Below are 26,020 nucleotides of genomic sequence, written 5' to 3' on the forward strand. Positions count from 1 at the left end.
AAGATCAATTATAGTATTAACCCAAAATACCCGGGCTTTAAAAATTAAAACTTAAAATTTGGAGCTTAGGATTTGGTACTTGGAGCCTGGTGCTTGAAATTTGGATCTTGGAGCTTGAAATTCACCCTCTATTTCAACACACCTTCAAGATATTCCCACAAATTTTCAGCAACGATCTTGTGCCCTTCTTCTGTAGGATGAATCCCGTCGGCCTGATTCAGTTCAGGATCTCCTCCTACATCTTCCAGAATAAAAGGCATAAATATCACATCATTCTCTTCAGACAGTTCTGTAAAAACCTCCCGGAATCTTGTGGTATAATGCTCTCCCATATTTGGCGGAGCTTCCATACCGGTCAGAATGATTTCCACTTCGGGATATTTCTCTTCCACTTTATTGATGATACCCTGCAGATTCTGTTTGGTGTTCTCCGGATCAATACCCCTCAAACCGTCATTGCCGCCCAGTTCAAGAACAAATACATCCACAGGTTGCTGCAGTACCCAGTCAATCCGACGCAAGCCACCGGCTGATGTCTCACCGCTTAATCCGGCATTCACAACGGTATGGTTCAATCCCAATGAATCCAGTTTCTGCTGAAGAATTGCGGGGAAGGCATCCTCCTCTTCAATCCCGTATCCCGCCGTGATACTGTCACCAAATATCAGTATCTGTTTCTCCTGCGCAAATAAGGCTGTTGAAAGAAAAAAGCTCATCACTACCAATACAACCTTTAATAAAACGTTTCGTTTACAATTCATAACTAAATAAGATACTTTATTCGGAATGTTTTCCGTCATACAACGTGTTTGTGTGTTTGTTTCTTAAGTGGAGATCCTTCACTTCGTTCAGGATGACAAGCGTCATTCTGAGTGCAACGAAGAATCTGCTTTGGATTAATTCCAAATTAGTAGATCCTTCACTTTGCTCAGGATGACAACACGTCATTCTGAGTGCAACGAAGAATCTGCATTTAATTAATTCCAAACTGGGAGATCCTTCACTTCGTTCAGGATGACGAGGTGTCATTCAGAAAGACAATATTTCCTCGAATATCTTTTTCACAACTAACTTAATATCAATGAATCACAGTTCCATCCTTTCCGTTCAAAAAGTAACGAAAACTTTTGTCAGCGGAGATCATAAATTAACCGTACTCGATACCATTTCCTTTAATGTGGAAAAGGGAACAACCTGTGCAATTGTCGGCCCATCCGGCAGTGGTAAAACCACACTTTTAGGACTCTGTGCCGGACTCGACCGTCCAACATCCGGGCGCGTTGTCTTAAACGGCCAGCCTATTTCAAACATGAAAGAGGATGAACTGAACAGTGTACGGAACGAACAGATTGGTTTTGTATTTCAGTCTTTTCAACTGATCTCTACCCTTACGGCTCTTGAAAATGTAATGGTACCCGTTGAACTGCGCGGTGTACCCTATCGCGAAGTGGAACAGAAAGCGAAAGAGCTGCTGGCACAGGTTGGTTTGAAGGAGCGTCTTCATCACTATCCAAATCAGCTTTCGGGCGGGGAACAGCAGCGGGTGGGTCTTGCACGTGCGTTTATCCACAAACCGGATATTCTGTTTGCTGATGAACCCACCGGAAATCTCGACAGTGAAACCGGCGAACAGATAGAAGATCTACTATTTGACCTGAACAGGGAGTCCGGCACTACTCTGATTATTGTAACACACGATCGTGAGTTGGCGGAAAAATGTGACCGGATCATTGAATTAAAGAGCGGCGAAATTTTCAGGGATACACAGCCCGGCGAATCAGAACCTGAGTTTGCATCCGAGGAAACCGTAAACGCAGAAATCAAACCGGCCGGATGAAACTAATTCGAGAACTACTTAATCCATTCAGCTGGAAGCTGGCATGGCGCGATGCGCGTCCACAATGGAAAAGCCTCTTTCTTTATACCTCAGCAGTCATTGCCGGTGTAGCTGCTTTGGTCGCAATCCTTTCATTCCGAAATGACGTTCTTCTCACGGTCGAGGATCAGTCACGTGAACTTCTGGGAGCTGACCTCGAAGTTCGGATGAATCAACCCTACCCGGACGAAATTCAATCATATATCGACTCAATCGGTGGCAGTCAAGCTGAGGGAATTGAGTTCAGCTCCATGGTAATTTATGGACCTGATGGATTGAGCCGGCTTTCTCAAATTCGTGCCATTGACGGCCCTTACCCCATGTACGGTGAATTTGAAACAATTCCGGCCGATGCCGCACAGCGCTATCAAAGTGAGAGCAGTGTTCTTGTGGAGCAATCTGCCATGAAGCAGTTCAACCTGCAGCCCGGTGACAGCATTCAGGTCGGAAACATTCGACTGCCAATAGCGGGTGAACTTATCTCTGTACCCGGAGAAGCCGCCGCTTTTTCACTGATTGGTCCGCGAGTTTATCTCTCAAAAAACCTGCTCGAAGGCTCCTCCCTGCTCGACCGCGGCAGCCGGGTCACATACAAGAGTTACTTACAGCTTGATGACCCTGAAGTGATTACCTCTGCCGTTGAGGGACTGCGGGAGTTCCGGGATGAACATCGTGTACGATATGACACCGTTGAAACCCGCAAGGAGGACTTTGATGAAATTGTATCCAACCTGAGTAAATTTTTAGGACTCATTGCTTTTGTAGCACTTCTTCTGGGTGGCCTGGGAGTTTCCAGCGCTGTGCACGTATATCTCAAACGCAAAACATCGATGGTGGCAACACTGCGATGTATGGGAATGCGAGCCGAACAGATCTTAGCTGCTGTGGCGATTCAGATATCCATCTTAGGGTTTATCGGTGCCGCTGCCGGTACACTCATTGGACTGGTTTTACAGTTCTATCTCCCCACTCTTTTTACCGATCTGCTTCCATTTGAAATTGTTCAGGCTATTTCAATGCAGGCTATTGGGTTGGGTCTTTTTACCGGAATTTTAATCAGCGTTGTCTTTTCACTGCTGCCGCTGGCGGGTATCAGTACGGTTTCGCCCATGATGACACTCCGAAAAACGGATTTCTCACCCATTCAGGCACTTTCTATCAGAGTAAAAACAGTGACCATAGCGTTTACGCTGGCAATTCTGATATTAATTATCGGATTTCTAACTGAAAGCATTACGGTTGCCGGAGTTTTCACCCTTAGTTTGATCGGTTTCGTCATTTTGCTACGGGCAACGGCATCTCTGCTTATGGCCGGTGTAAAGGGACTCCGTTTAAAGTCGTTCACCTATGTTTGGAGACAGGGAGCGGCCAACCTGTTTCGGCCAAATAACCAAACCTCCATGCTGATGACAACCCTCGGTATGGGCATGCTCTTAATAGGTACACTCTATCTGTCTCAGGATGCCATTTTACAGCGCATCGATCTGCAGTTTTCTGATGACATGCCAAATCTGGTTCTCTACGATATTCAAACCGATCAGAATGATGATATTCTGAATATTATTGAAGAAAATGAAGGACGAGTTCTGCAAAACGTCCCGATTATTTCAATGAGGCTTGCAAAATGGAACGGTTTAACTCCTTCCGAAGTCAGAGAAGATTCAACCATCAATGTGCGCGGATGGGCTCTTGGCCGGGAGTACAGGGTTACGTACAGAAGTGAACTTCGCGAATCAGAAACTTTGACAGATGGGGAATGGATTGGAGAAGCGGATGGAATAAACTCCGTTGTTCCTATTTCGATCGCAACAAATATTGAAGATGACCTCAACGTGTCGGTTGGTGACTCTCTCACATTTAATGTGCAGGGTGTTCCGGTTGAAACACGTATTGCCAGTATCCGCGATGTTGATTTCACCCGGCCCGAACCCAACTTTTTTGTTCTGTTTCCTTCCGGAGTTCTGGAAGCCGCACCTCAGTTTTTTGCAACCGTTATTCAAACGAGCGGAGATGATCAGACCAACGCCATTCAGCAAGCTGTAGTGCAGCAGCATCCCAATATTTCTGCAATTGATATCGGGATAGCTCTGCAAAGTGTTCAGGAGTTTCTGAACAAAATTGCTATGGCCGTACAGTTTATGGCGCTCTTCAGCATTTTAACCGGATTTATTGTACTGGGTGGATCCATTGCGATCAGCCGCCGACAGAGAACACGCGAGTCTGTACTGTTGCGTACCTTAGGCGCCAACAAAAAACAGATCTCCGGTATCCAAACCATCGAGTACGCACTGCTTGGGTTGCTGGCCGGACTCACCGGTCTGCTTCTTGCACTGGTTGCCAGCTGGGCATTGGCTTGGTTCTATTTTGATCTGGCTTTCAGGCCCGACCTGTTAAGCATGCTCACAATCACCGTACTTGTTGTACTCTCGGCAGTTGCCATTGGGTGGAGCGGCAGCCGCCACATCTTTAAGCACTCCCCGATTGAAGTACTCAGACTTGAAGGCGAAGCGACGTGAAATAACAATAGAGTATTTGATATGAGTCATATTTAAGGATCAGATACAAATTTCATTACACTTGATGTTGTCACTTATATCTCGCAGATTTGCGCTGAGTTAACCACTGATTTACGCAGAATATCTGCGAGAAGAAGTAAGTGTTATTTCCAATCAAATTCTATTTTCTAATCTCACGCTTAATTTTAGGTGAATTAACCAAATGACAATCAATCAAAAAGTCTGGCTCATTTCATTCATTATTGTTCTCGTCTGTATCCTGGCCGCACTGCTTATTTATATCTACACAGGCCAATTTGTTCTTGCCCTTTTTATTGCCCCTCCCATCATCCACTGGATTCTAAAGCGGAGACAAAATCGCGATACCGGTAACCGTTTCTGACAGCGCCCTCAACTGAAAACGGCTTTCTCTTAATAAAATCTATATTGAAACATTACTAAAGTAGCCTATCTTCATCATTCAATAATCCATTGTGGTGTCTCAAATATTAGCTATGTCTACCCGCTCAGAAGAAAATCACTCTTTAAAAAATAACCTATCCAACAGAGCTGAAGAAAAACGGCTTGAGGAGCTCTATAGCTATCATATCCTCGATACTGAACGGGATGATGATTTTGATGCATTGGCTACACTGGCAGCCAAAATTTGCGGTACTGCCGTTGCGCAGATCAATTTTATAGACGAGGATAGTCAGTGGTCGAAGTCGTGTATAGGCGCAGAAATGGACAGAATACCCCGGGAGCACTCCTTTTGTGATCATACGATCCGTCATGATGAAGATATGATTGTCCCCGACATGCTTGAAGATGAGCGTTTTAAAGGGAATTTGTTTGTTGAGAATGATCCCAACGTTCGATTCTATGCCGGAATAGCTATAAAAAGTGAGAACAGGCACAACATTGGCACGATCTGCGTCATTGATGTGGAACCAAAAGAGCTAAATGAACATCAGCTCGATTCACTCAAAATTTTAGCGAAAGAGATTGAAGTTCGCTTAAAATTAAGGAAGACCAATATTCAGCTTGAAGAAAGTAATCAGCAGCTCAATCAAACGGCCACCTTTTTAAAGAATAGTGCAGATCTGATGTTTCTCATCGACCCAAAACTTTTTAAAATCAGAGAGATCAACCGGGATGTTATCAAGCTGCTTGGATATCATCCGCACGAACTGCAAGATCAACCCCTATCCGTTTTGAAGCCGGGCCAGGTTTTTCTTGAAGAGTTAAATCATTGGGCTGGTAGTGATCTCGAAAAATTTGAATTCGAGTGCAGGCTCCAATCCAAAAACAGCGACAAAACCTGGTTTAACGTTCAAATCACCAAAGTGGATGAACTTTGGTACGCAACAGCCCGGCAGATCGAGAAAAGAAAACAGATTGAAGAAAAACACCGGGACACCCTTAAGATTTTAAAAAATGCACAGAGAATTGCCAAAGTGGGCAACTGGGCCTGGTACCCGCAAACCGGCGAGTTGATTTGGTCGGGTGAAATTCATCATCTGATGGGAACCGATCCTGATAACTATTCTCCCTCTATTAAAACTTTCATGCAGATGATACCTGAGGAGGATCGTCATATTTTAGAGAATACCATCCAGCGAATAATAGGTGGTGGCTCTATTGAGCATTTTGAGCATCGCGTTGTAAGAAAAGACGGTCAGCTAATTTATGTTACGCAAAGAGGTGAAATTGAGCGCAATGAACATGGCGAAGCTGTAAAAGTTATCGGAATTCTTCAGGATATCACCGAATCGAAACAAGCCGAAGAGAAAATCCTTGAGTCGCTGAAAGAGAAAGAGGTGATGCTTGCAGAGATTCATCACAGGGTGAAAAATAATTTATCGATCATCATTGGCATGCTTCAGCTCGAAGAATTTAACACCGACAATCTTCAAGCCTCTGAGATTATGAATTCAATTATATCCAGAATTCGCTCCATGGCGCTTGTTCATGAGAATCTCTATCAAACTGCAACATTTACCTATGTACCATTCGATAAGCTGATAGAAGATCTGATCAAGACCACGTTAAAATCCAATCACTACTCTAACAATCCAAATATAGTTATTGAAGCGGATGATGTTTGCCTGAACATAAATCAGGCCATTCCTTTTGCCCTGGCTGTCAATCAGCTTATCTACCTCTGCTTCAGTGAATATGAAAACCAAATCATCTTCAGCCTGAGCGATAAAGGCCAATCTGTAGAGTTACGTATTCAGGCTGAAGGAGAATCTTTTTTTAGTAAACTGACCGAAAATGAGAGCAATTCTGTAAATCTTTTCAAAACTCTGCTCACGCAGTTTAAGGGATCATACATGATCAATAACTCCAAAAGTGCCGGTCAGCTTCTGATCTCTTTTGATAAATCCGATAATAAAGGTTCATCAGCCGGAAACTTCTCCGGATAGATATTCATTGATTCCATTTTGCGAAGTTACCTCCGCACTTTATATTTGCGCACGAAATAAAACCTGATCTCGAACTCATCATCCCGAGCAATGAGGGATGATATTTTAATGTAAGTGTGTTTACATGAAAAAAATTATACTCGTTTTTTCTCTGACCGTTCTGTTCCCTCAACTGATTTTGGCACAGCTGACAGCCGAACTCGACTCTATCTCTGTCACGTCATCTCGAATTACGACATCCATCTCTGAAAGTGGCAAAAGTGTATCCGTCATTACGCAGAGGGAAATCGAAGCTATGCCGGTAACCTCGGTTGATGAGCTCATGCGCTCCATTCCCGGTATCAACATCAATGCAAGGCAGGGATTTGGGGTTCAGGCGGATGTTGGCATGCGTGGCAGCACGTTTTCACAAGTTCTTTTTATGCTTGATAATGTACCGCTGAACGATCCTCTAACGGCCCATTTCAATGCAAATATTCCGGTGTCGCTGGGGGAAATTGGACAGATTGAGATCATTCGGGGACCTTCCAGTGCGTCATTCGGTGCAGACGCAGTGGGTGGCGTGGTTCACATCAAAACCAAAATGTATATGCAGCGGGAAGTTTCCCGAAACGGAGAGCTTCTCTCCTATGCGGATGCAGATCTGGCCTACGGCGAAAATAATCTTCGAATCGGCGACCTCTCTTTTGAACTCCAGAACAACCGATGGAGAATGAGTACATCTTTGCGCGGAGTCTACTCTGATGGCGAACAGCTTCAAAACCCCGGATTTGATGCCGGTGTGTCGGATCAAGCTCAATACGACAACTATTTTGAGCTGGCGAACATCAGCACCTCACTATCTTATCGAATGAATAACAACTGGTCTGCATACATTCGCGGCGGACTGGATGAACGCGATTTCAGTGCACGATATTTTTATACCCGAAGTGAGTTTGATGAGTCGGTTGAACAAATCTCGAGTAGGTGGGCCCTGGCTGCCATTACACGTGATAGCGGACAGCACAGATCGGAAATGAATGTCTCCTACCGCAATGTAAACGACATTTTTGATTTTAACTCCCGTATCGGATCACCGGTAAATGAACACACAACGGATCAAATTTTTCTCAACCTTTCTCATCAAATTGATCTGGGGAATTTCGGCCGTTCCTCGATTTCGGATTCCCGGATAATGATCGGAACTCAACTGCTCAATAAACAGATTGAGAGTACAGACCGGGGAGATCATGATGATCGAATGGGCGGAATATATGCGATTGGATCGTTGGGCTGGGAAAATGGACTCAGCATAACGGCCAGCACGCGTCTTCAGTTTGATACACAGAATGATCCTGAACTGCTTCCTCAACTCAGCATGGCGTATAACAGAGACAAAATAACAATCAGAAGTTCAATGGGACGCGCCATACGGATTGGTGATTTTACTGAACGGTTCATCTCTTCTGAAATTGAAAATCTTGCCCCGCTGCGTAACATCGGGAATCCCGATTTGAAACCGGAACGCTCATGGACCTATGACCTTGGGATGGACTGGAGGCCCACGCATCAAACATTGATCTCTCCCACTCTTTTTTACAGAACTTCCTCAAATCTGATTGACTATTCACTTACAAATTCATCCAACATCAACAACGCGGATAATCTGCAGCCGGATGAAGATTACTTCTACACCATGAATATTGCATCCAGCAGTGCTGCCGGATTTGAACTACTGGCATCGCAGCGATATCGATTGAATTCAACATACTCCCTGCGAACAGAAGCCGGCTATACCTACATCCGAACAAGCGGAAATGAAGATGAAGTCTCCAAGTACATCGCAAATCATCCAAAGCACCAGCTCTCATTTACGGTGGATGCGGAAGCCGGAAGATTCCGCGTAACTTCAGAATCATCATACCGGGTCCGTTCCGGAGAAACGGCTGATCTAATTAGTGGCGAAGTGCCCGGAGACTATTTTGTTACCAATTTGAAGCTGCAATACTCACCTTCCAAAATACCGGTTTCAGCGTATGTTCAGGCTCTGAATTTGACTAATACTCAGTACCAGGAAATTCTCGGTCCGCCAATGCCCGGCCGATGGATGATGGGTGGATTGAAAGTGCGGATAAGGTAATAGGTAGTTCAAAACGTACTACTCAATCTTCCCCTTCTTTCGAAGGCGGTGATAAATGCGTTCCGTGTCCAGTTCTTTCGGTATGTCTGATCCGGCTGTCAGATGATCCGCCAGAATAGATGCCATGTACTCGGAGTAGATCAACCCTTTCGATCCCATAGCTGAATAGACCAGCAGTTGTGGGTTGTTTCTGTGCCGTCCAAGCACAGGCAAATGATTCGGTGCCGTAGCCCGAACGCCCGCGAGCTGTCCGGTCTTTTTCACATTCTTGCTGATCTCCGGCAGGATTTTCTCCAGTTTCCCAAACAGCCGGTTATATGCCTCCTCAGTGATATCCACATCCTCAAAATGGTGCTCGTAGGTTGAACCGACGATCAGTTCATTTGGCTTTCTTCGCAAAATATATCCCAAAGCAGAAAGCCCATGCACCCACGGCAGATCATGCTCGGTCTTAAAAATAGCCACCTGACCTTTTACCCGTTGAATACCCAGTTCAGCCCAGTCATCAAATCCGGGTGTATCGGCGCCTGCACATACAATCACGTGCTCGGCGGTTGAGGTTTTTCCCTCTTCATCGGTCAGAACAAAGTCTGATTCCATAAATTCATACTCCGTTTTTAAACCGGTAAACGTTAGGCCGTTATCCGTCAGAACATTTCGGAACGTATTCAGGTAGTTATCTACAAATACCGTGAGCCCCGGCTTGATGAAGTACCCGCCATAATTCTCAGCAATTCCGGGGTTGATCTCCTCAATCTCATCCGGCTCAAGCCAATCCACCCAGCCTTCCGGCCAGGGTTGTTCTTCAAGTGACTGTTTGAAATTCTCTGCCAACTCTTCGGTAATAGCCGGACGCAGCACACCGGTGGCGTTAAACAGATCATCCCTGCCCGATGCCTCAGCAAGTTTATCAATATTGGACCGGAATGCGTTCAAACACTTTTCGCTCTCCCAAACCAGGTTTCCTTTTCGTCCCGCGGATGGATTCACCATCGCGGCGGGCGGACCGGGAGCCTCAGGATCGGCCCGAAACGGATCGATCAACAGAACGCTCTTTCCTCGCTGTTGAAGTTGATTAGCCATGGATAAACCGGAGATTCCGGCTCCAAAAATTGCTGCGTAAAAATCAGACATACGTAAATTTCTTTTGTTTCTCGAAACTTACGGGCCAGACCGTTCAGAGACAAACGGGAAACAATTCATTAAAAATCGGGTAATTTTACATTGGTTCAGGGACAACCATTTCTACTGCTGATAACCAAAAAAATTAGACTCATACGGTTGTATTCCGGTTAAAACTTTCAGAGATTTGGCGCCATGGGATTTTTTATAAGAAAAGCATTTAAAGCCGGTCCGGTTCGAATCAATTTATCAAAGGGTGGCGTTGGAGTTTCCGGCGGAATAACCGGTGCCAGATTGGGTTTGAACCGAAATGGAGCCTATGTCTATGGTGGAAGACACGGACTTTATTACCGCGAGCGGATCGGTAAAAAAAGAAAATCAAAGCGTTCGCTTGATCAGGTAAAACCAAATGGGCGGCCGATAGAATTAAATCCTCATGGCCCCACTGATCTCTTTGTCGATACGGGAGCAAGCTTCTCTTCGCCCTACGATCTGATCGAACCGCACCCCTGGCCGGAGCTGATTGAACCGTTGCCACGTCATAAAAATCCATTTATCTGGATTGCAATTTTTCTCTTGGCAGGAATCTCTGTCATCATACCCGACCCGGTGGTCTGGTCAATTTCGGCTGCAGGTTTTTTGATTATTTTATGGAGCGTTTTTAACGACTACAGATGGCGTAAAAAAGGGCACCAGATGGTAGAATCGATTGCAAAAGCGTTTGAGGAAAATCCCAAAACAATTGATTTATCGCCGATGCATCGCTTCGAAGAAAAAGCCCCTAAACGATATAACGAGCGGTTTATGCCGGACCTCTTTTCCGTGATTATCCAAATAGCCATGGAAAAGCAGGAGGATGAATATATTTTCTCCTACAATAAACTCGAAAAACAGCTTCCCGTAAACGATGAATTTATTCTGAACACCAAACAGGCTATCCTGACCCGAAGAATGGAGGCCGTGCTGGAAGATCACCTGCTTTCCGAAAAAGAGGAGAATGAAATCCGGGATCTCATCAAAAAATTAGACCTATCCGAAAAATTCATCTTTGAAGAACTGCAGTATCTGGATTTAGCTTCGTCCGTCAGGAAAGAGGTGGAGAAACCAATTGAAGAAGTAGAGAGCTCTGTTCCGCTGGTCAGAGGTGAACACTGTTTTGCTGTTTTTGACGATGTCAGATTGCTTGAGGAGCGTGTACAGGAACGCTTCCAACACAAACGCGTAAAATACAGGAAGCTCGGCTACGAAATTCAGATGGAAGGCAAATTGGTGATAACTGACAGGAGATTGATCATCTACGGAAGCGGCTCCAGGGAATATCGGCTAAACAAGATTCAGAATGTCATTGCAGACCTCGAGGCCAATACGATAGAAGTAACGATCGCAGACAGAAAAAATCCGATCTACCTCTCCTCCAAACTTCCCATGTTGATCTCAGCCAGACTGGAGAAGATTATTGAGAGTGAAGTGAAGTAGTATATAATTAGTCGACCTGCAAGCGTCCGTAAGGACCTGGCAGCGTCTCAAAAAAGATTTTAAAAAATCATCAATAACACTAAACCCATTCATGGGTTTAACATACGAGCGCGGGATTTATCCCCGCGATCAAAAATCAGAGTAACTCTGCGAGAAATTCAGACGCTGTCAGATCCGGTGGGTGCTGACAGGTCGTTTAATCCTCAATATCCCATCTATACGTACGGTGGGTTTTGTGATGGACACAGCCGAGTGCCTCGAGGCTTCTCTGCATTAGCCAGTTTTTTTCACTGACCCATCCGCCTTCCAAGTACTCAAGTGTTGGAGCTGCTTCGTATGTCATCTGTATACCCCGGATAAACACCAGCGCCTCTAAACCGAGTTTGCGGTATTTGGGCAGAGTACCGAAGACCATCGTTCTAAGATGTTTTACCCTTCGCTTAAAGAGCATCAGTTTCGGGATATGCCACCAGTTTATTTTTCCGCCTGTTTCTGCTGAAATTTCATTTAAATCGGGAATAGAGACCGCAAAGGAAGCCGGTTCCCCATTCACAAACGCTATTTGAATACTTTCGGGAATCATGATTTTTTTTAAATCCTGAACCATCTTCTGCGTAGCTTCCCGGGTCAGTTCAGTGAACTCATCTTCCCTCTCCGAAATGTCCTGATGCCGCCAAGCCTGGTTATAAATTGTCCGAATTGACTCTGCATCCTCCTCCAGATTTTTCATGTCAATCGGGCGTGTGGTTACATCTGACCGGCTCTCAATACGATCTGTAATCCGAACCATGCGTTCCGGCAAAGGCTCCGAAAAATCGCGTTTATAGCTCCAATGATTATCCAGCTTTTCTGCGCCGGTATTTTCCAATAGCGTTTGATAGTAAGGCGGATGATAAAACATCCCATAGATTGGAGGTTCATCAAAATTTTCGACCAGTAGCCCCCAATAGTTCATGTTCTGGCCAAAATTCACGGGTCCGCGAAATGCACTATACCCATGCTCTTTATGCCATTCTCGCGCAAAATCAATCATCGCTTCTGCAACCGACTGATCTTCAATCATCTCCACAAAACCCAGTCCGCCCATTTTAGGAGTAAGTGCCGCATCTTTTACGGGATGATTCATCAGGGCAAACCGCGCTACCACTTCTTCACCGTTATAGATCAGGAAACGCTCACATTTACCGCCATCAAAAAAAGAGTTTTTTTCCGGGTTGAATACATTTTCCACTTCAAACCGGAGCGGAGGAATCCAGTTTGGGTATCCCTTATAGATGGAAAATGGAAATTGATGAAAAAGGTCGATCTCCTTTTTTGATTCAATCTTTTTAAAACGGTATGCCATCAGTGTAAATCTATTCTTACATTAGCAGTGTAATAACCTGATGAAAGTACAGGGCGTTGGGCTTTGTTCAAAATCAGTATTTTGGCATCCATTAAAAAATTTCTAAACGATACTTATGCAAACCGAGAGTCAGCGCAAATTCATTGTTTTACTGCTTGCTCTATCGTGTATAATTTCCATCTATCTGTTTATAAACACCAACCCTGTTTCACCCAAAAAGCTGACAGATGGTGCTCAAATCGACTCTTTGATTTCCATGTCTTTAGAAGAGTTCAATATCGAATCAAGTCAGGTTAGACGACGAAATATTCAGGTCGACTCCGTATTTACACGAAGCGTTTATAATATCAGGGTAGCACCAAATTTCTCAAAAACAACCCTGCATTACACCTTGCAACAGGAGCTCTGGCCTTACAACGTGAAGCCGGCAGCACAGATCCGGTTCCCTGAGAAAGATTTAAGAATGCATCTTCTCTACAATGATCAGATCTACCGAACCATCATTGTCAGTGAAGATCAGGAGTTGACCTTGCAACGTAATCAACCCGAAATTTTACCCGGACAGGACTCTCATGAAGTGGATTGAACCTCAGAAATATCTCAACAAACTGAAACTGCAGGAATTTCCCCAGCCGGAGATTATTCAGCTGAACTATCCGGTTCTTCTCTGCCACGGGTATGGAAGCATGTCGATGCTGATGAAACCCTCACCCATGCAGGATTCCTGTATGAGGCTGCGTGGTTTTGGTATTCATGCCTTTGCCCCAAATATTGTGCCTTATGCCACAATCGAAACCCGGGCACATCAATGGAAAGATCGAATAGAACAACTTCAACAAAAGTATGGATACACAAAGTTTAATGTGATAGCTCACAGTATGGGCGGTTTGGATATGCGATATGCTATTCAGAATGATGGAATAGCCGATTCAATCGCTTCCCTGACAACCATTGCAACACCTCACCACGGCACCAGTCTGGCCGAAATTGTATTAACCACCCCTGAACTATTGAAGGAGAAACTGAATGAGCTGATGAACTGGTTTGGTGAGAATGTTTTTCCCAACGAGAAAAGCAATGCTGTAGCAGCTGTTGAGCAACTAACCAGGAATTATATCGAGGAGACATTTAATCCGGCTACCCCCAATCATGAGAAGATTCAATATTACTCCATCAGTGCGGCAGTAGGTAAAGGAACAACACATCCGTTGAATCCCATTTTACGACTTCAAAATCAATTGATTTATCAAAAAGAGGGTATCAACGACTCGTTCGTTACCGCCGAAAGCGCAATTTGGGGTGAGCATATCGGGCAGTACTCCATCAGTCATCTCGAACAGATTTATCTTCAGGTCAGTAAGGAGAGAAAGCCATTAGTTGATAAAATGTGGCTGGATACTGCAAAAAATCTGCAAAAGAATAATCTATAGCTCGATCTCTCTCAGATCATTCAGTAAGGAGTAGGCGGTTAAGTCATATTGAATGGGTGTAAGTGAAGCGTACCCCTTTTCCAACATTGAAATATCATTCTTTTCATCTTCATCTAACAGCTGAAACTTACCCGTCATCCAGTAGTAGTTTCGGTTATGAGGATCTACCCTGCCCTCAAACTCCTCTACATATCGGCTGTTTGCCTGCCGTGCCCACTTAATTCCTTTTAACGGACCGGAAGGAGCATTTAAGTTCAACGTAACACCTCTGGGAAGTCCGTGATTTAATACATAGCCGATGACTTTTCGGGCCGCATCCTGGCAACCGGACAGATCTGCATCTTCATCAAAATCCGTGCACGAAACGGCAATGGAGGGATAGCCTAAAATGGTGCCTTCGGTTGCTGCACTCACGGTTCCCGAATAGAGAATATTAATACCTGCATTACTTCCGTGATTTATTCCACTGACAACCAGATCCGGTTTACGATCCAGCAGCTGATTATGAGCTAATTTCACAGAGTCGGCCGGAGTTCCTGAAACCGCCTGTCCGTCAAAACGGCCGTCGATACGAAAGGGTCGGGCACGCAGAGGCGTAGAAACGGTAATGGCATGACCCACTGCACTCTGCTGGCGATCGGGGGCAATGATAGCTACATCTCCAAATTCATCAGCGATTTCAGCAAGTGCTTTAATACCCTGTGAAAAAATACCGTCGTCGTTACAAACTAAAATCAGGGGTTTTCGGGGCTTCGTCATTAGATACTGCTTTCTTTTTTATTCTGAAACGAGTCTGGTAAGGCTTAAATCAACTTTATGTAAACCTACTCAGCTCTATTTATACTGTTCGTTTTCGTTGGGAAAGTCACCGGTTTTCACATCATCAATATAGTGCTTGATTGCGCTATCCATTGAGTTGTGCAAATCCTCATATCGTCTTAAAAACCGGGGAGAAAAATCTTTATTGAGCCCCAGCATATCATGAAGTACCAAAACCTGACCGTCGCAGTGGGGGCCGGCTCCAATACCAATGGTTGGTACAGATAGTGATTCGGTTACTCGCTTAGCGAGATCGGAAGGAATTTTTTCAAGAACGATTGAAAATACACCGGCCTCTTCCAGGATTTTAGCATCCTTGAGTAGCTGATCAGCTTCCTGTTCATCTTTGGCGCGAACTTTATACGTTCCAAATTTATAGATGCTTTGTGGAGTTAATCCCAAATGTCCCATTACCGGTATTCCGGCATCCACAATTCGTTTTACAGTATTGGAAATCGGTTCACCGCCTTCCAGCTTTACTGCGTGAGCGCCGGCCTCTTTCATCATACGTCCTGCACTCTTCAAGGCCTCCTTGGTCGTCACCTGGTAACTCATAAACGGCAAGTCTGCAATTACCAGAGCTCGCTCTACCCCTCTAACCACGCACTGAGTGTGATAGATCATTTGATTGAGGGTCATGGGTACGGTTGTCTCATGGCCTGCCATTACGTTACTTGCAGAGTCTCCTACAAGAATGACATCCACACCGGCACCATCAACTATGCCTGCCATCGTAAAATCATACGCGGTAAGCATGCTGATTTTTTCGCCATGGCGTTTCATATCCACCACAGTTTGAGTTGTTACTTTATCTCGTTTTTGGGATGGGAGTTCAGTACTCATGCGTTATCCTTTGATACAATTGCAGCGGATGCTTCCAGTTCACAAACCACTTTTCCGTCAACACTGGCTGTTCCAATCATCGTTATAAAATTCCGACGCTGGTTTTCCAATTTTACCTCAATTCGAAGTTGGTCGCCCGGAACTACACTTTTTCTAAACTTGGCATTTTTGATCCCTGTAAATACCATCAAAGTATTGTCGGGGTCGTCCACCTGATTTTTCATAATCATCAATGCACCCGATTGTGCCATCGCCTCAACCTGAAGCACGCCGGGCATAATGGGCGCACCGGGAAAGTGACCGTTGAAATAATCTTCATTTACCGTCACATTCTTAATGGTAACAATTCGCTTCTCCTCCAGTTCCAGAACTCTGTCTATCAACAAAAACGGATAGCGATGAGGAATGTAATTTTTAATCTCTTCGATTTTCATGTTCTTGGTTTGTAAAATTTAAAATGGTTAATCTATGCGGCGATATATTTCCTGTGCGGGTACTTAGATCGATTAAACACAATATCCTCAATCCAGTAATTACAACTCCATCAGCCGTTGATGACAGTGAATATACTAAATCTAAGCTACGGTACCCACATAGACGTAAGCAATTCCGCCTGTGAGCTTTATAGCCTTTCGAGATGAAAAAGATTCCGTCTTGTCCATCAGTTCCAAAAACTTCTCTCCGGCCGGAAATTTAGCACTTGTCTCTGGGAGGTAAGTATATGCTTCACGGTTTCCGCTGATCCATCCCCCAACCGTTGGCATCACGTGCTTGCTGTAAAATTGATATGGATACCGGATCAACCCTTCCGGCTGACCGAATTCCAGAACCACAACACGTCCGCCCGGCTTAATAACCCTGGCCATCTCTTTCAGTGCAACAACAGGATCGTCAACATTTCGTATTCCAAAGGCGATACTCGTGATATCAAACGAGTTGTCATCGTAGGGAAGATTCATGGCGTCTGCCACTTCAAACTCAACCACCAGATTTTTATCCTCCGCTTTTGCAGGGGCATGCTCGATCATCTCCTTACAAAAGTCTGTACCAAGAACGTATCCTTCGTGGCCTACTGTTTTTTTAAATTCAAGAGCTAAATCGCCCGTACCGGTTGCACAATCCAATACTCTGTCGCCCGGTTTTGCGCCACTTTCCAAAACTGTTTTCTTTCTCCAGGCATTGTGCACGCCAAATGATAAAATGCCATTAATCCGATCGTAATCATCGGCAATATCGGCAAACATATTTCTTACTTTTTCACTCATAATTCTATACCAGATCTTTTCAAATCAATAATTTAGTGAGAGTATCTATTTTAGATGATCTGTTTTATTTAAATAGACTGCTCTAAATTCCCCATCATAAACAAGATGATTTATTGCCCCGTTCTGATGCTCAATTTTATGCATATTTTTAAGTCCGTACCCCAGCCACTTCGACAGCAATATTCTTATTAAACGACCATGCAGAATAAAAACCAATGTATCTTCCCGGGTTGATTCGATGACTTGATGAAACACACTGTTGGCGCGCTCAAAAACTTCAACCGGGGATTCGCCACCGGGAATGGGAGTATTCACATCTCCTGATTGCCAAATCTCTTGCAGCTCTTTCAAATCTGCCGAAGCATCCAGATAAGGGATACCTTCATACTTTCCGAAATCCATTTCGTCCAACCCTTTTTCCTGCAGGGTTTCCAATTTCAATTTCTGGCTGTATGGTTTAGCTGTTTGCCATGTGCGCTGTAATGAACTGCTGTACAGATGATCAGCCGGATAGTTTGTCAGATAATCTGACAGCTTTCCTGCCTGTATCCAGCCCGTTTCATTTAGAGGTGCATCAATACTTCTGCCCTGCAACAGTCCTTTCTGATTGTAATCCGTTTCACCGTGACGCGCTATTAATAGCCGTTTCACACTCATTTCTTCTTTTTTTTATTAAATTCAATAACTGCCTGTCTGATCTGATCGTCCAGCTTCTTAATTTCCACCGGTGGTATATCCTCATACACTGCATACCGAACCAGTATCATTTTCAGAACCCTGTCATTCAACGGAAGCTTATCTCCTTCCTTAGCGGAATCAATTTTATCCCACAATCTTCTTAAAAGACTGACTTTAAACAGGAAGAAATAGATTATCCCAATGGTTACCGCCAAATACATCCCGCTGATACCCATGTAACTGAGTACAACGGCTGCAATCAACACCTGAAGCAGTTCTGAATTTAAAATTCGAATCGGTGTTTCAAATACAATATTGACAAAAGCACTTTTTTTGTGATACCACCAGTAGTGAAACAGGAATGCTATAACGGCCGCAAGCCAGGTTTCTGTTACAAACGCCAACCCAAAGTAGATCAACATTGCCAGGGAATCTGCACTGTCAATCCAAACAACAGCTTTTGTGATCAAACTTTCAAAAGAGTGCTTCTTTAGCAGACCGGGCACATACTGTTCAACGGTATCGCGGGTAGCATGGAACCAGTGTCCACCCGAAGTGACCGTAGAAAATGGAGTTTCTAAAATATTTATTGAATGAGACTTCTTTGAAAACATAATGGCTAAAGATAGCCTCTATTGATGAGAAAAAGAACTAAAAGGTATGCCCTTCACACCCGCCAAATCACGCTTTTGCAACCGTAACTATCACAGATGGTTTTGAGTATGGAATGAGAACTCCGGCCAGTTCAAACGTTGTGGCACCCGTAGTAAAAACATCATCAATGAGTACCGGAATTCGATCCTTAACAGCTGCCGAATTTTTCAGTTGGAAAGCATTTCTCAAATTTCCAGTTCTTTTTTCTGCAGATAGTCCGGTTTGAGTTTTAGTTTTTCTGACTCTTTGAACTCCATTCGGTTCAATTATTTCCCAATGGGTTACCTTTGCAAATCCTTCTCCTATTGCCCTGGCTTGATTATATCCCCGTTTACGTAATTTACTTCTGTGAAGCGGAACAGGAACAATAATGGGATCAAACTGTTCAAATAGTCTTTCTTGTTCAGAATCCATCTGATTCAGATAAGCGTCAGCCAATGTTCTACCCAACTCTTCGCCTACAGATCGAAGGAAATCATATTTCAGCTTATGCAGTAAATCCTGCAGGTATCCACCTTTATCAAACGACCACATGGCGAATTGCATTTGTACCGATTCAGGCAGTAGCTGTAGTTGTTCAGGATCAGGCTTATCAAATCGTTGCTCTCTGCACCAAGGGCAAAGATGACTGTTTTTTTGATGTACTGATGATCCACAGCAAGCGCAAACCGTTGGAAATAACAGATCAATGAATGGGCTCACTAATTTATTCATAAGAAGTTTTACTGCATCGAGTTGGAATCCATGATTACTACTAATATGAACCGTTATTTATCCAAACCTTACAAAAATTGGTTCTTTTTCTTTTGAGTCTTTTGGAAAGCACGATAATTAATTAGATTTGAACATCGAAAATAACCCAAAAATTGTACTATGCCTTCAATCGGGAAAGATTTAGCGACCATCAGAAAGCACCTTGGTTTATCCATTCACGATATCCAAAGTGCCACAAAAATACCCTTATCAACTCTTGAGTCTATTGAAGACAACTCAATTTTTGAAAAGTCTGATGAAATACAAACGTACATAAGAAGTTTTGTACGAACCTACGGACGAAAATTAAAACTGGATGACAACCTTGTGCTTGAGGCACTGGATTCGCATGAAGTTGGTGGGTACAATCACGAGTTACTGCAGCCTTTCCCGAATTTGGCTCCACCCGCTCCAAAGCAGGCTGAGCTACCTGAACCTGATAAAAAAACCGACTCTGAAAAGAAGGATGTACCAAAAGAGCCTGAGGAAGGTAAAAGACGATCAAAAATTCAGCCTGACTTCCCTGCTGAAGAAAATGAAAATATAAAAGAAAAAGATCAGGATAAGCCGGCTTCAACACCTGCACCCAAAACCGGCAAGTCAACATCCCCTCCCAATGTTCGAAGTGTTAACTGGGCAGATATGGGTAAACGTTTTTCAACAAATCGCAGCAATACCCCAATAAGACTGATTGGAATTGCTATTGTAGTGCTTTTTGTGATTGCCTTAACCTACTATTTATTTAGCAATGATTTCTTCATGTCGGATGATGTACAGCAAACGGATACAATACCGGTACCCGAAGAGACCGTAACTGAAGAGAACTCCGGTATACCGCTCGACATTGATGAAACACCTCAGGAAGCAGAGCCTGCTCCCCCGGCAGAGTTGGGAGAAACCCTCTACATCACAATCTACGCCGCAAATGACCGCCTTGATCCTGTTCGAGTCTGGAGCGATTTAAAACCACGAATTGATCCCTACTGGATGGAACAGGGAACTGCACTTAATTTTGAGTTTAGTGACACGATTCGGGTGCGTGGTCAATACAATCGGATGCTTCTCTTCATGAATGGTCACCGTATTGATGACGTCCGTCAGCAGTTCTACAATGATGAGGAAAATGCTGTTGAACTGACGCGGGATATTTTCGAAGACGATTCAAAATGGAGATCAACGATCCCGTTAGAACTCCCTCCGAACGTTGCAGAACCTGACTCTGTTGCCAACAGACCATCATTTTAACCATACGATAACCATCAAGAATGGATAGAAAAGAGGCCAAAGCCCGGGCTAAAGAACTGCGCAAACTAATTGATGATGCCAATCAAGCCTACTATCAGGAAGCTCAACCTTTTATAAGCGACAAGGAGTTCGACCAGGCTTTGGCAGAGCTGGAGAAAATTGAACAGGAGTTTGACCTTGAGGCGGATGGTTCACCCACCCGACGAGTTGGAGGAGAACCAAGCAGCGTATTTCCGAATGTTGAACATCCGCAACCGATGCTCAGTCTTGATAACACCTATAATGAAGAGGAGCTTAGAGACTTTGATCGAAGAGTAAGGAATATTCTGGGCGACACTGAGTTCAGTTACGCCGTTGAAATGAAATTTGATGGTGCATCTATTCGTCTTCGGTACGAAAACGGTGAGTTTGCATTGGGAGCTACGCGCGGCGACGGAACAATGGGTGATGAGATCACACGAAATCTTAAAACCATCACAGATATTCCTTTAAAGGTATCCACTAATATTGATGTTCTGGAAATACGCGGAGAAGCCTACATGGAGAAAGAGGCGTTTGTTCGCTTAAATGAATACCGGGATGAGCAAGGGCTTCAACCCTTTGCAAATCCCAGAAATTCAACGGCCGGTTCGCTTAAAATGCAGGATCCGCGAGAAGTAGCCCGACGCCCGATCCGGTTCTTTGCATTTGATTTACTACTGGAGGATCAGACAGATTATCCAACTCAACAATCAAAAATGGATCTGCTTCGTAAGCTTGGCTTTCCGATAAGCAAACACTTTAAAGTGTGTAAATCTATTGACCAAATCTTCTCGATCATTGATGAATGGGACGAAATACGACACGAGCTTCCCTACGAAATTGACGGTGTCGTGGTAAAAGTAAATGAAGATCGATACCGCGATGAGCTTGGTTCTACATCAAAATCCCCACGTTGGGCCATTGCATACAAATTTGAAGCAGAACAGGCATCTACTCTTCTTGAATCGATTACACTTCAGGTTGGCCGGTTGGGTAAAATCACTCCGGTTGCAGAACTAAAAGCGGTTCAGTTAGCCGGAACAACTGTGAAAAGAGCTTCACTGCATAATGAAGATGAAATTCTTCGTAAAGATATTCGCCCCGGCGATACCGTGGTTATCGAGAAAGCCGGCGAAATCATTCCACAGGTACTCAGTGTAGTCAATCCCGACCGCGAAGATCGAGCTCCAAAATTTTCAATGCCCGAAAATTGTCCGGCCTGCAATGAAAAGCTGGAAAAATTAGATGATGAGGTTGCCTGGCGATGTATCAACCCGCAATGTCCGCCGCAGGTGAGGGAGAGGATCAAACATTTTGCCTCGCGGGATGCTATGGATATTGATGGACTCGGGGAAGCCATTGTTGAACAGCTTATTGAAGCTGAGTTAATATCAACCTATGCAGACCTCTACAAGCTCAAAAAAGAGGATCTGATTCCCCTGGAGCGTATGGCTGAAAAGAGCGCCGGAAATCTTATCAGCGCCATTCAAAAAAGTAAAAAGCAACCTCTTGAAAGGCTTATTTATGCGATCGGTATTCGATTTGTGGGTAAAACCGTAGCGAAAGATCTGGCATCACACTTTAAGACCATGGATAATTTGATGCAGGCCGATCAGGAAACCATGACAAATATCGACTCCATCGGACCAAAAATTGCTGAGTCTGTGGCTCTTTTCTTTGGCCACGATAAAAATCTTCAGCTAATTGATGAACTGCGTGATGCCGGGCTCAATTTTGAAATGAGCGAATCAGATCAGGTTTCTGATATTTTAGATGGAAAAAAATTCGTACTTACAGGTACACTGCCTACGTTATCACGCAAGGATGCATCCGATTTAATAGAACAACACGGAGGTACAACAAGCTCATCAGTCAGTAAAAATACCGATTTCCTGTTGGCGGGTGAATCGGCCGGCAGTAAACTTACAAAAGCCGAAAAACTTGGAATCCCAATCATAAATGAAGAAGAATTCTATAATATGATTGGTAAGTAATTTATTATCAGTTTGATAGGCACGGATTTTTAGCATTTTTCACAAAAATCAATTTTTGATAAAACCTCACCTTCCCTATACTATGTTTTGGGTACTCGTTAAATGCAGAGATTACCTTTTCGACTAAATAATCATTATGAGCTTTCTTGAAAAAATAGGTCTGGGACAAAAATCCCAAGAAGGATCTCCAAACATTGGCAAAAAGAAAAAACAGAAGCAGAAAGAAGCAGAAAAAAAGAAGATTAAATACCTTCGGATCCTGATTTTTTCGGTTTTTGTGATCTCAATTCTCATCACACTACCGCAAACTACTTTTCAGCCCGTAGCCAGCTTTTCTGTCGGAGAACCCTGGAGATCAGATGATCTTACGGCACCGTTTACATTCTCCTTGAAGAAGTCTGCTGCCGAACTTGAAGAAGAGCAACAGCAGATTCGTCAATCCACACCTCCGGTTTTCCATGTTGACCAAAGTGTTGCCATTACTGTAGAAGCCCGAACGGACTCTGTGTATCGAAGTTTGCAGCCTGTTTTAGACAGCTACCTTCAGTGGCAACGCTCTAAAAGAAATGATGATGGCTCTGCACCAAACGACAGCACCCGCTATTTTCAGGAGCGAAGTTTTTCAAATCTGAATTTATCGGATGAAGCCTGGCTTACCATTCTGGATGATTATGAATCCATCCAGATGTCTTCTGCAGATGAAACGCTTCTGATTGATCGAATCCGTTCCGGTATGCTGGATGTTGCCAATGAAATCCTTAGCAGGGGTGTAATAGACAGAGAAAAAGAAGCTATTGAGCAGGATGAAATAATTATTAGAAACCTGTTTGAACGAACAGAACGGACCATCACTTTATCCAGGACATATGATCTGAACGAGGCCGAAAACTATGCCTCCCTTCAGTTATCACAGTCATTTAACAGCCGGGCTGCAGAAGTTGCCTCCCAGTTATTCTCAAATATTATCGAACCCAATTACATCTATAGTGAAGAGGATAGCGAAGCGATACTGAGTGAGCGGATGGATAATATTTCAACAACCAAAGGTGCTGTTGAACAGGGAGAAATCATCATTCGAAAGGGAGATCTCGTTACGGAAGAGAGAGCTCTCAAACTTGAAAGCCTGGCCGAAGCTCGTGCTGCTTCTGCAACAAACCGGGAGCGTCTGCTTCGATATCTTGGAGAATCTATTGTAATTATAGCAGCAGCTCTTGTATTCCTCTTCTATATCTATTTGTACCGTCGCAACATCTACAATAAACCATCTATGTTCCTTTTGGTATTTATTGTAATGGGAATTGTAATCTTAGCAAGTGCAGCCATTTACCAATTAGACAGTGTAAATAGCTTCATTGTTCCGATTGCTATAGCCCCGATAATACTCACTATTATATTCGACTCGAGAGTTGGTTTGATGTCTACCATTTCCCTGGCTATGATTACGGGAATTATTCATGATAACAGTTTTGAATATGTAATTGCCACTACAGTAGCCTGTAGTTTGGGTGTATTCTCTGTGAGGGATATCAAAAACCGGTCTCAATTTTTCTTCACAACTCCTGGAGTAGTTATGGGCAGTTATCTGGTTGTATTGGCCGGTTTTGCGCTCGCTCGCTATTCTGGCTGGGAGCAATACAGTGCGGATTTAGTATTCGTGATTATCAACTCGATCTTTATCCTCTTTACTTATCCGCTAATACTGCTAATCGAGAAGTTATTTAAGATCACCACAGATTTCACCCTCTTAGAACTGGGTGATACCAATCTGCCGTTGATGAAAAGTTTAATGAATGTGGCACCCGGTACATTCCATCACAGTTTACAAGTTGCAAATCTTGCAGAATCAGCTGCATCCGATATTGGTGCCAACGCCCTCCTCTGCCGCGTGGGAGCCATGTATCACGATATCGGCAAAATGGAAAAACCCGGGTATTTCATTGAAAATCAGAATAAAGCCAATGATCACGACAAGTTAAAGCCTAAAATGAGTGCTCTTGTTATTAAAGCGCATGTTAGCGACGGTGTGAAAAAAGCCCATGAGCACAACCTTCCAAATGTAATTATTGATTTTATTAAGACTCACCACGGGACTTCTCTGATCAAATATTTTTATGGCAAAGCTCAGAATCAGAAAGAGACCATCCCCGAGGAAGATTTTCGGTATGATGGTCCAATTCCGTTTACCCGTGAACAAGGTATTTTAATGCTGGCCGATGGTGTTGAGGCGGCATCCAGATCAATGAAAGATCCAAACTACAGTAAGCTGGAAAACCTGATTAACCGACTCGTTGACGACCATATCAACGACGGTCAGCTCAGCAACTGCCCCCTGACTTTCAAACAGATCCGGATAATAAAACAATCCTTTTTGAATATTTTAGTCGGAGTTTATCACAGCAGAATTGAGTATCCGGAGGAAAACGATAAAAATTCAAAAGGGAAAAACTCCAAAGAGAAAAAGAAAGAGACTGAAGCAGTAGAAAATATATCACAAAACGGCGGGGACGACCAAGACTCAAAGGTTGAGGATTAATCAATGTCGGCGTTCGAATCGGAACTGAAGCACTATCTCCAGTTCATCAAACTCGAAAAAGGTTTGACAGATAATTCGGCTGCTTCCTACGAGAATGATCTGCGTCGATATCTCACATTTGTTTCCCACACTTTGAAAATCAACGGGTTAGATGGTATAACTCTTCAACACATTGAGCAGTATCTTGAAGAGCTGACCGATCTTGAACTGGCCGTCAGTACCATAGCAAGAAACATCTCCAGCATTCGAAGTTTTCATGAATTTGTTGTTGTAGAAAAACTGGCTGAAGCAAACCCCGCAGAATTAATTGAGTTACCCAAAAAGGCCAAAAAGCTTCCTGAAGTATTAAATCCACAGGAAGTTGAAGCCATTATCGACCAGGCCGATCGGACCACAATGGCAGGAATCCGTGATGCTGCCATCATGGAAACCCTCTATGCAAGTGGAATGAGGGTTAGTGAGCTAACAGACCTTGAGATGGATCGCCTTTTCTTTGAAATTGGATTTATTCGTGTGGTTGGAAAAGGGAATAAGGAGCGGCTCGTACCCGTTGGTGAAATTGCTCAGCTCGCCATTGAACACTACATTGAAACGGCACGTAAAGAGTTCTTAAATCCCAAAAAACCGACGAAATCTGAAAATAAAATCTTTTTAAATCAACGCGGTGGACCTTTAACCCGAATGAGTATCTGGAATATTGTGAACAAATACGCTCAAAAGGCGGGAATAGAAAAGAATGTCTATCCCCATATTTTTCGCCACTCCTTTGCCACACATCTTCTTGAAGGAGGTGCCGACCTCAGGGCTGTCCAGGAAATGCTGGGGCATACTTCAATTATTACCACTGAAATTTATACCCATGTAGATCGTTCTCTTCTGCATCAGGTTCACAAAGAATTTCACCCGCGCGCATAACCTCAACG

At 43.8% G+C, this 26,020-nt stretch carries 22 protein-coding genes; 12 read left to right on the top strand and 10 right to left on the bottom strand.

The window, feature by feature from the left end:
• Positions 1 to 128: 128 nt before the first annotated feature.
• Complete coding sequence (locus tag CWD77_RS06935) at positions 129 to 761, bottom strand: arylesterase (RefSeq protein ID WP_101072972.1); 633 nt, start codon at positions 759 to 761, stop codon at positions 129 to 131.
• Positions 762 to 1,081: 320 nt separating this feature from the next.
• Between CWD77_RS06935 and CWD77_RS06940 the strand changes: the two genes are divergently transcribed.
• The 5 genes from CWD77_RS06940 to CWD77_RS06960 all read left to right on the top strand — a co-directional run bounded on the left by CWD77_RS06940 (position 1,082) and on the right by CWD77_RS06960 (position 8,919).
• Positions 1,082 to 1,837, top strand: a complete 756-nt coding sequence (locus CWD77_RS06940; protein WP_101072730.1) for an ABC transporter ATP-binding protein — start codon at positions 1,082 to 1,084, stop codon at positions 1,835 to 1,837.
• Complete coding sequence (locus CWD77_RS06945; protein WP_101072733.1) at positions 1,834 to 4,392, top strand: ABC transporter permease; 2,559 nt, start codon at positions 1,834 to 1,836, stop codon at positions 4,390 to 4,392. The genes CWD77_RS06940 and CWD77_RS06945 overlap by 4 nt, the downstream gene beginning before the upstream one ends.
• 202 nt (positions 4,393 to 4,594) lie before the next feature.
• Positions 4,595 to 4,774 carry a hypothetical protein gene (locus CWD77_RS06950; protein ID WP_101072736.1) on the top strand — a complete coding sequence of 60 codons (180 nt, stop codon included), beginning with the start codon at positions 4,595 to 4,597 and terminating at the stop codon, positions 4,772 to 4,774.
• Positions 4,775 to 4,886: 112 nt separating this feature from the next.
• Complete coding sequence (locus tag CWD77_RS06955; protein WP_101072738.1) at positions 4,887 to 6,800, top strand: histidine kinase dimerization/phosphoacceptor domain -containing protein; 1,914 nt, start codon at positions 4,887 to 4,889, stop codon at positions 6,798 to 6,800.
• Positions 6,801 to 6,924: 124 nt separating this feature from the next.
• Positions 6,925 to 8,919, top strand: a complete 1,995-nt coding sequence (locus CWD77_RS06960) for a TonB-dependent receptor plug domain-containing protein (protein ID WP_101072740.1) — start codon at positions 6,925 to 6,927, stop codon at positions 8,917 to 8,919.
• A gap of 18 nt (positions 8,920 to 8,937) precedes the next feature.
• Here the strand turns inward: CWD77_RS06960 and CWD77_RS06965 are convergent, their stop codons facing one another.
• On the bottom strand, positions 8,938 to 10,053 hold the full coding sequence (locus CWD77_RS06965; protein ID WP_101072742.1) for an NAD(P)/FAD-dependent oxidoreductase: 1,116 nt from the start codon (positions 10,051 to 10,053) through the stop codon (positions 8,938 to 8,940).
• A gap of 183 nt (positions 10,054 to 10,236) precedes the next feature.
• Between CWD77_RS06965 and CWD77_RS06970 the strand changes: the two genes are divergently transcribed.
• Positions 10,237 to 11,517 carry a DUF4236 domain-containing protein gene (locus CWD77_RS06970; RefSeq protein WP_101072744.1) on the top strand — a complete coding sequence of 427 codons (1,281 nt, stop codon included), beginning with the start codon at positions 10,237 to 10,239 and terminating at the stop codon, positions 11,515 to 11,517.
• Positions 11,518 to 11,713: 196 nt separating this feature from the next.
• On the opposite strand, the gene CWD77_RS06975 is transcribed toward CWD77_RS06970, so the two are convergent.
• Complete coding sequence (locus CWD77_RS06975; protein WP_101072746.1) at positions 11,714 to 12,862, bottom strand: hypothetical protein; 1,149 nt, start codon at positions 12,860 to 12,862, stop codon at positions 11,714 to 11,716.
• 115 nt (positions 12,863 to 12,977) lie between these two features.
• On the opposite strand from CWD77_RS06975, the gene CWD77_RS06980 reads away from it, so the two are divergent.
• Together CWD77_RS06980 and CWD77_RS06985 are read left to right on the top strand one after the other, a co-directional pair.
• Positions 12,978 to 13,448, top strand: coding sequence for a hypothetical protein (locus tag CWD77_RS06980; RefSeq protein ID WP_101072748.1), 471 nt, complete (start codon positions 12,978 to 12,980; stop codon positions 13,446 to 13,448).
• Positions 13,435 to 14,292, top strand: a complete 858-nt coding sequence (locus tag CWD77_RS06985; RefSeq protein ID WP_101072750.1) for an alpha/beta fold hydrolase — start codon at positions 13,435 to 13,437, stop codon at positions 14,290 to 14,292. Before CWD77_RS06980 ends, CWD77_RS06985 begins: the two co-directional genes overlap by 14 nt.
• On the opposite strand, the gene surE is transcribed toward CWD77_RS06985, so the two are convergent.
• The 7 genes from surE to CWD77_RS15480 form a co-directional block, all read right to left on the bottom strand.
• The gene (gene surE / locus CWD77_RS06990; RefSeq protein WP_101072752.1) at positions 14,287 to 15,051 is read right to left on the bottom strand and encodes a 5'/3'-nucleotidase SurE; all 765 of its coding nucleotides are present in this window, start codon (positions 15,049 to 15,051) and stop codon (positions 14,287 to 14,289) included. The two genes, CWD77_RS06985 and surE, sit on opposite strands and share 6 nt — an antisense overlap.
• A gap of 75 nt (positions 15,052 to 15,126) precedes the next feature.
• The gene (panB, locus tag CWD77_RS06995) at positions 15,127 to 15,954 is read right to left on the bottom strand and encodes a 3-methyl-2-oxobutanoate hydroxymethyltransferase (RefSeq protein WP_101072754.1); all 828 of its coding nucleotides are present in this window, start codon (positions 15,952 to 15,954) and stop codon (positions 15,127 to 15,129) included.
• Positions 15,951 to 16,388, bottom strand: coding sequence for a 3-hydroxyacyl-ACP dehydratase FabZ (gene fabZ / locus CWD77_RS07000; protein WP_101072756.1), 438 nt, complete (start codon positions 16,386 to 16,388; stop codon positions 15,951 to 15,953). Before fabZ ends, panB begins: the two co-directional genes overlap by 4 nt.
• Positions 16,389 to 16,529: 141 nt before the next feature.
• Positions 16,530 to 17,219 carry a bifunctional demethylmenaquinone methyltransferase/2-methoxy-6-polyprenyl-1,4-benzoquinol methylase UbiE gene (ubiE, locus tag CWD77_RS07005; RefSeq protein WP_101072758.1) on the bottom strand — a complete coding sequence of 230 codons (690 nt, stop codon included), beginning with the start codon at positions 17,217 to 17,219 and terminating at the stop codon, positions 16,530 to 16,532.
• A 45-nt stretch (positions 17,220 to 17,264) separates the two neighbouring features.
• Positions 17,265 to 17,870, bottom strand: a complete 606-nt coding sequence (locus CWD77_RS07010; RefSeq protein WP_165779094.1) for a histidine phosphatase family protein — start codon at positions 17,868 to 17,870, stop codon at positions 17,265 to 17,267.
• Between the two features lie 2 nt (positions 17,871 to 17,872).
• Complete coding sequence (locus CWD77_RS07015; RefSeq protein ID WP_101072762.1) at positions 17,873 to 18,511, bottom strand: hypothetical protein; 639 nt, start codon at positions 18,509 to 18,511, stop codon at positions 17,873 to 17,875.
• Positions 18,512 to 18,578: 67 nt separating this feature from the next.
• Positions 18,579 to 19,265 (bottom strand): ComF family protein, encoded by a 687-nt coding sequence (locus CWD77_RS15480; RefSeq protein ID WP_133120199.1) that lies wholly within the window; start codon positions 19,263 to 19,265, stop codon positions 18,579 to 18,581.
• A gap of 159 nt (positions 19,266 to 19,424) precedes the next feature.
• Here CWD77_RS15480 and CWD77_RS07030 point away from each other — a divergent pair, with 159 nt between their 5' ends.
• From CWD77_RS07030 to xerD, 4 genes are all read left to right on the top strand, one after another.
• Positions 19,425 to 20,549 (top strand): helix-turn-helix domain-containing protein, encoded by a 1,125-nt coding sequence (locus CWD77_RS07030; protein WP_101072768.1) that lies wholly within the window; start codon positions 19,425 to 19,427, stop codon positions 20,547 to 20,549.
• 20 nt (positions 20,550 to 20,569) lie between these two features.
• Positions 20,570 to 22,564 carry an NAD-dependent DNA ligase LigA gene (ligA, locus tag CWD77_RS07035; RefSeq protein ID WP_101072770.1) on the top strand — a complete coding sequence of 665 codons (1,995 nt, stop codon included), beginning with the start codon at positions 20,570 to 20,572 and terminating at the stop codon, positions 22,562 to 22,564.
• A 136-nt stretch (positions 22,565 to 22,700) separates the two neighbouring features.
• Entirely contained in the window at positions 22,701 to 25,097 is a 2,397-nt protein-coding gene (locus CWD77_RS07040) for an HD family phosphohydrolase (RefSeq protein ID WP_101072773.1), read from the top strand.
• Positions 25,098 to 25,100: 3 nt separating this feature from the next.
• The gene (gene xerD, locus CWD77_RS07045; protein ID WP_101072774.1) at positions 25,101 to 26,012 is read left to right on the top strand and encodes a site-specific tyrosine recombinase XerD; all 912 of its coding nucleotides are present in this window, start codon (positions 25,101 to 25,103) and stop codon (positions 26,010 to 26,012) included.
• The last annotated feature ends 8 nt before the right edge of the window (positions 26,013 to 26,020 follow it).

Source organism: Rhodohalobacter barkolensis (genome assembly GCF_002834295.1).
GTDB classification, from domain to species: domain Bacteria; phylum Bacteroidota; class Rhodothermia; order Balneolales; family Balneolaceae; genus Rhodohalobacter; species Rhodohalobacter barkolensis.